Source organism: Mesorhizobium sp. M7A.F.Ca.US.006.04.2.1 (genome assembly GCF_004022915.1).
In the GTDB taxonomy this organism is placed as follows: Bacteria; Pseudomonadota; Alphaproteobacteria; order Rhizobiales; family Rhizobiaceae; genus Mesorhizobium; species Mesorhizobium ciceri.
In genome coordinates this window covers 1-4,993 of the sequence record NZ_RZQA01000481.1, presented here as the reverse complement: position 1 = coordinate 4,993, position 4,993 = coordinate 1, and the positions used below count along the sequence as shown (strand labels likewise).

Here is a 4,993-nt window from a genome sequence, read left to right as displayed (position 1 = left end):
GAACGAGACGTTACGCACCATCGGCGAAGCGCTGAGCCCGGTCACCTCGAGAGCCACCGGCTGCTCGTTCGAGGCCGCAGGCGATGATGCCTTGCGATACACATTGCCGATGTCGCGTCCCACCATGTGGCGGATGACGTCAGCCTGGGTGAGACCGGCCGTCGGCAGGCCTTCCGCCACGGTCTTGCCCTCGCGCAGGATCGTGACGCGATCGGTGATTGCGAACACTTCCTCAAGCCGATGGGAGACGAAAGCGAGTGCCTTGCCACTGTTTTTCAGCCGCGTCATGATGTCGAACAGCCGGTCAACCTCGATCGGCGACAGCGAGGCGGTCGGCTCGTCGAAGATGACGAGATCGGCGTTTAAGGCCAGCGCCTTCGCTATTTCGACGAGTTGCCGTTGCGCCGCCGAGAGCCGCCGCACCTCGATGTCGAGTGGCAGCATGTGGTCGTGACCGAGTTCCGACAGGAGGGCCTGCGCCTTGTGCCGCAATTGGCTGAAAGACAGGCGTCCGGGCATCGCATAGCTGGGCAAGAAGATGTTCTCCAGCACGTTCATGTCGGGCGCCAGGCTGGTTTCCTGTGCGACGAGCGCTATGCCGGAGCGCAGCGCATCACGCGCGGAGCCCGCAATCAAAGGAGCGCCCTTAAACAATATCTCGCCCGACGAAGGCCGCAAGTGGCCGCAAACGATCCGCGACAGCGTCGACTTGCCCGCACCGTTTGCGCCAATCAATCCACAGATCTCGTGCCGGCAGAGCGCTATCGATGCGTTGCTGAGCGCGTAGGCGGTCCCAAACAGGCGGGTGATGCCACGAGCCACGAGAAGTGGCTCGCTAGCCTTACTGCTCTCTACCATCCGCGGGTACACTCCAAGAGAACATGATTGAACTGTGCGGGGAGGGCGCGTCCCCCGAACAGTATAAGTCGGCTAAACTCTCGATTACATCTCGTTGGCGAAGACCGTTTCCTTGATGGTTGGAAGCTCCTGTTCGATGTTCTTGCTGGTCACGATCTTGATCGGTACGAGGATCTTCTTTTCTGGAGTTTTGCCGCCGAGATGGTCGACCATCGCGCGCCCCGATTCTTGGCCCATCAGATACGGCTGCTGCATGCCAGAAACCACCAGTTCGCCCGACTGGAGCAGTGGTACGAATTCCGGCACCCCGTCGAAACCGGCAACCAGTACGTCACCGGTGAGGCGTGCCGCCTTGATCGCCTGCAAGGCGCCGAGCGTCGGGCCGTCGGTCTGAACGAACAGCCCCTTCATGTCCGGATGCGCGGTTGTCATATCCTGCGTGAACTTGAAGGTTTCGTCAGCGGTGTAGGTCTGCATCTGCTGCAGCCCGGCTTCCTTGGTGATGCCAGCCGCTGTCATCGCGTCCTTGAAGCCCTTCGTCCGCGCCTGACCGTTGAGACGGGCCTGGCTGATGCCGACGATTCCCACGCTGCCATCTTGCTTGCCTGCGGCTTTCATCGCCTCGGCCAGCGCTTTGCCGACGCCGTTTGCGCCCTGATAATTGTCAGAGATGATGAAGGACACATAGTCACCGCTGTCGGTACCGATGTCGGCGATGACCACGGGGATATTTGCTTGCTTGGCGAGATCGAGCACGGCCGGCGCGGTTGAGCTGTCGGTTGGAGAAATAATTATGCCAGCCACGCCGCGAGCGATCGCGTCCTTGGCATTTTTAAGCTGCGTCTGGGCGTTGTTGCCGGAATCCAGAGCCTGATAGGTATATCCACCCTTCGTCGCGACATTCTCGATGCCCTTGGAGAGGTATCGCCAGAAGGCAAGGTCAAGGCCTGGGGTCAAATAAACCAACTCTTTGGACTGGGCGAAAGCGGTGGTCATCGAGCCGGCAATGCCGGTGAGCGTGACAATGCCCGCTAGGGCTGCGGTGGCAAAAAGGCGTCTGGTCAGCATTGTAAATCCTCCCTGTTGTGCTGCATGGTCGTTCGGCAATACCGTCCTCATCGCTTCCGGGCGGACTTCGTCAGAAGCTGCCTGGTCGTGGTGTAGATGCGTGTTTCATGGACAGCGAACGCTCTTGCCGCCGCGTCAGGATCGCGCGCCTCGAGCCCCGCAAAAATGGCGCGGTGATCGGCTATGCTCGTCGCGATGCTCGTTGGCTGAGCAACCGCGCGCCGTCGATGGTCGAGAAGGTAGGAATAGAGATCCGAGGCAATATCCGCCAAAGCGCCATTGCCGCCAGCTCGATAGATGGTCGTGTGAAACTCGCGATCGCAAATGAGGAAGCGGACAGGATCATCGATTGCCGCCTCCTGCGCTTCGATCGATCTGGCCAGAGTCTCCAGCGTCGCCGCTTCGACCCGGTCAGCGGCGGCCCGCGCCACCTGCTCTTCAATCAGCAGCCGAGCCTCATGGACATCGTCGAGACTGTATCCGGAGATATCGCGATAGCGAGCCGATTGAACTGCGAGTTCCCCGACTTCTGTAGAGGCGACTACGGTCCGAGTCCCCTGCGTAACGGAAACGATGCCCTTCGTCGAAAGGATCAGGATCGCACCGCGCACCGTCTCGCGGCTGACGGACAAAGCGGCCGCAAGCTCACGCTCGCTTGGAAGTGGATCGCCCACGTCAAGCACACCAGTCGCAATGAACGTGGCGATCTTCTGGACGACGAAGTCCTTCATCGACCGCTTCGGCACCCCGCTCAGCGCGCCGTTGTCGTCGGTTAGGATTGCTCGTAGATCCATCCGTCCTTGCACCCTAACAGGTCTTGTGGTCCGGTATGTGTACCAGTAGGCCTGCTTCAGCTATACGTCAATAGCGAAGACGCGGCGTCAAATCCCGGTTGACAACGAATATCGCTTTGTGGAACGGTGAGAACGTTCTCAGAGAACGTTCTCACCGCTTGAGGCCTAACCTTGGGAGGAGGCATGAGCACCGACGAGACGCGGCTAGCCGTCCGCATCGCCAGCATTGCGAAGTCCTACGGGCCTACCGTCGCGCTCGATTCCGTTTCCATCGACCTGCGTCCGGGAGAAGTCCATGCGCTGCTGGGCGAGAACGGCGCCGGCAAGTCGACCTTGGTGAAGATTCTCAGCGGCGTGGTGAAGCTCGACAGCGGGTCGATGTCGGTTTTCGGCAAGCCCTATACGCCGCACGGCATCGTCGATGCACGGGCGCAGGGCGTGGCTACGGCTTTCCAGGAACTCAGCCTGCTGCCCAATCTCAGCATCGCGCAGAACCTGATGCTGCCGAAAATGCCCAGAGGCATGCTCGGCCTCGCTTCACACAGCGCGGCCATGGCCTGCGCCGGCAAGACCCTGCAGGACTACGGTCTCGCGCATTTCGATCCGGACGCGTCGGTCGGTGTGCTCTCATTGTCGGATCGTCAGCGGCTCGAAATCGTCCGTGCCTTCAGCCATGCGTCGAAACTGCTGATCCTGGACGAGCCGACGGCAGCGCTGGCCGACGTCGAATGGCTGTTCGATCTCGTGCGCCGGCAAAAGACTCTGCAGACCGCCATCCTCTACATTTCCCATCGCCTCGGCGAAGTGCGTACTTTGTGCTCACGCGCCACCATCCTGCGCAACGGCCGCAGCATCGGCACCGTCGAGCTTTCGGGCGCCTCGGATGACAACATCTTCGAGATGATGGTGGGCCGCAGCGCGCGTCAAACGATCAACGCGTTGCCGGCAGCCGGTGACGGCGCGCCCATCGCGCTCTGCATCAAGAGCCTCTCGGGCGGCATCCTGAACGATGTATCGTTCAATGTCAGGCGCGGCGAGATCGTCGGCATTGCCGCGCTCGAAGGGCAGGGCCAGCGCGACCTGTTCAGGACGCTGATCGGTCTTGGCAAGGCGAAGGGCGGAAGCATCGAAATCGACGGCGTGGGCGCACAGATCGGCAGCCCGAGCGCCGCGCTCCAGTGTGGTAACGGCCTTGCCTACCTGCCTGAGGATCGCAAGTCGGAGGGCATCCTCGCCGGCCTTACCACCGCCAGCAACATGGTGCTGCCGATCATCTCCCGCATCGCGCAGGGCGGCATCGTCTGGCCGGCCGTCGAGCGCCGCGCCGCGCAAGAAACAGCCAAGGCGGTCGACCTGCAGGAGCGCTACCTGCATTTCAAGATCGAGGAGCTTTCCGGCGGCAACCAGCAAAAGGCCCTTCTGGCGCGCGTCATCATGACCGGCGCGCGCACTTTGCTGCTCTTCGATCCGACGCGCGGGGTCGATGTCGGAACCAAACAGTCGATCTACGAGGCGATCCGCAAGTTCACCGCCGATGGTGGTTCGGTGCTGTTTTATTCGTCCGAACTGCCGGAACTGGTCCACCTCGCGCATCGTTGCATTGTGCTCTATGGCGGCCGCATCTTCGCCGAATACCAGGGCGAGGCTATCGACGAGCAGGCCATTGTCGGCGCGCTGATCGGCCATGCCCGGGGCACGATGAAGGGGGTGGCCGCATGAGCGCGATCTCGGCAAGTCCCGCGCCGCGCCGCTCGGTTTTCCGGCGCGCCGTCGTCAGCGGCACCGGCATCGTCGCACTGATCTACATTCTGCTCTACGCGCTCTATGCGTTCTGGCAGCCCGATGCGCTGTCGGTCTATACGTTCACCGACCTCGTCAACAATTCGACGCCGCTGGCACTAGCGGCTGCGGGCGAGACGCTGGTCGTCATCAGCCGCGGCTTTGACTTGTCCGTCGCCGGCGTCGTCTCGCTGACCAACGTGCTGATGGCCGTCTATCCGCTCGATGGCCCCGGTGGAGCTTTGGTCAGCCTGCTGATGTGCTGCGCGATCGGAGCCTTCGTCGGCTTGATCAACGGCATTCTGGTTGCCAGGATCGGACTCCAGACCATCGCGGCGACACTCGGCACGATGATCATTTGCCAGGGACTGGCGCTCGTCATTCTCGACGCGCCCGGCGGCATGATCGCCGACTTCGTCAGCTACACCCTGACCGACACGCTTTTCGGCGCCGTTCCGACTGCCGGCCTGTTCCTGGTTGCCGTCGTCTTGCTG

General features: G+C 61.8%; 4 protein-coding genes and 1 pseudogene. 2 read left to right on the top strand and 3 right to left on the bottom strand.

The genetic code is table 11. The features are described from left to right. The 3 genes from EN925_RS23155 to EN925_RS23145 form a co-directional block, all read right to left on the bottom strand. On the bottom strand, nt 1–858 hold an 858-nt coding region (locus EN925_RS23155), incomplete at its 3' end, for an ATP-binding cassette domain-containing protein (RefSeq protein ID WP_164894341.1). Nucleotides 859–942: 84 nt separating this feature from the next. Then, complete coding sequence (locus tag EN925_RS23150) at nt 943–1,926, bottom strand: substrate-binding domain-containing protein (RefSeq protein ID WP_064994838.1); 984 nt, start codon at nt 1,924–1,926, stop codon at nt 943–945. Nucleotides 1,927–1,973: 47 nt separating this feature from the next. Then, nucleotides 1,974–2,720, bottom strand: coding sequence for an FCD domain-containing protein (locus EN925_RS23145; protein ID WP_064994839.1), 747 nt, complete (start codon nt 2,718–2,720; stop codon nt 1,974–1,976). A gap of 183 nt (nt 2,721–2,903) precedes the next feature. Between EN925_RS23145 and EN925_RS23140 the strand changes: the two genes are divergently transcribed. Continuing rightward, entirely contained in the window at nt 2,904–4,439 is a 1,536-nt protein-coding gene (locus EN925_RS23140) for a sugar ABC transporter ATP-binding protein (RefSeq protein ID WP_127385219.1), read from the top strand. After that, nucleotides 4,436–4,993: pseudogene (locus EN925_RS23135) on the top strand (hypothetical protein); the annotation flags it as partial. The gene EN925_RS23140 and the pseudogene EN925_RS23135, both read left to right, overlap by 4 nt.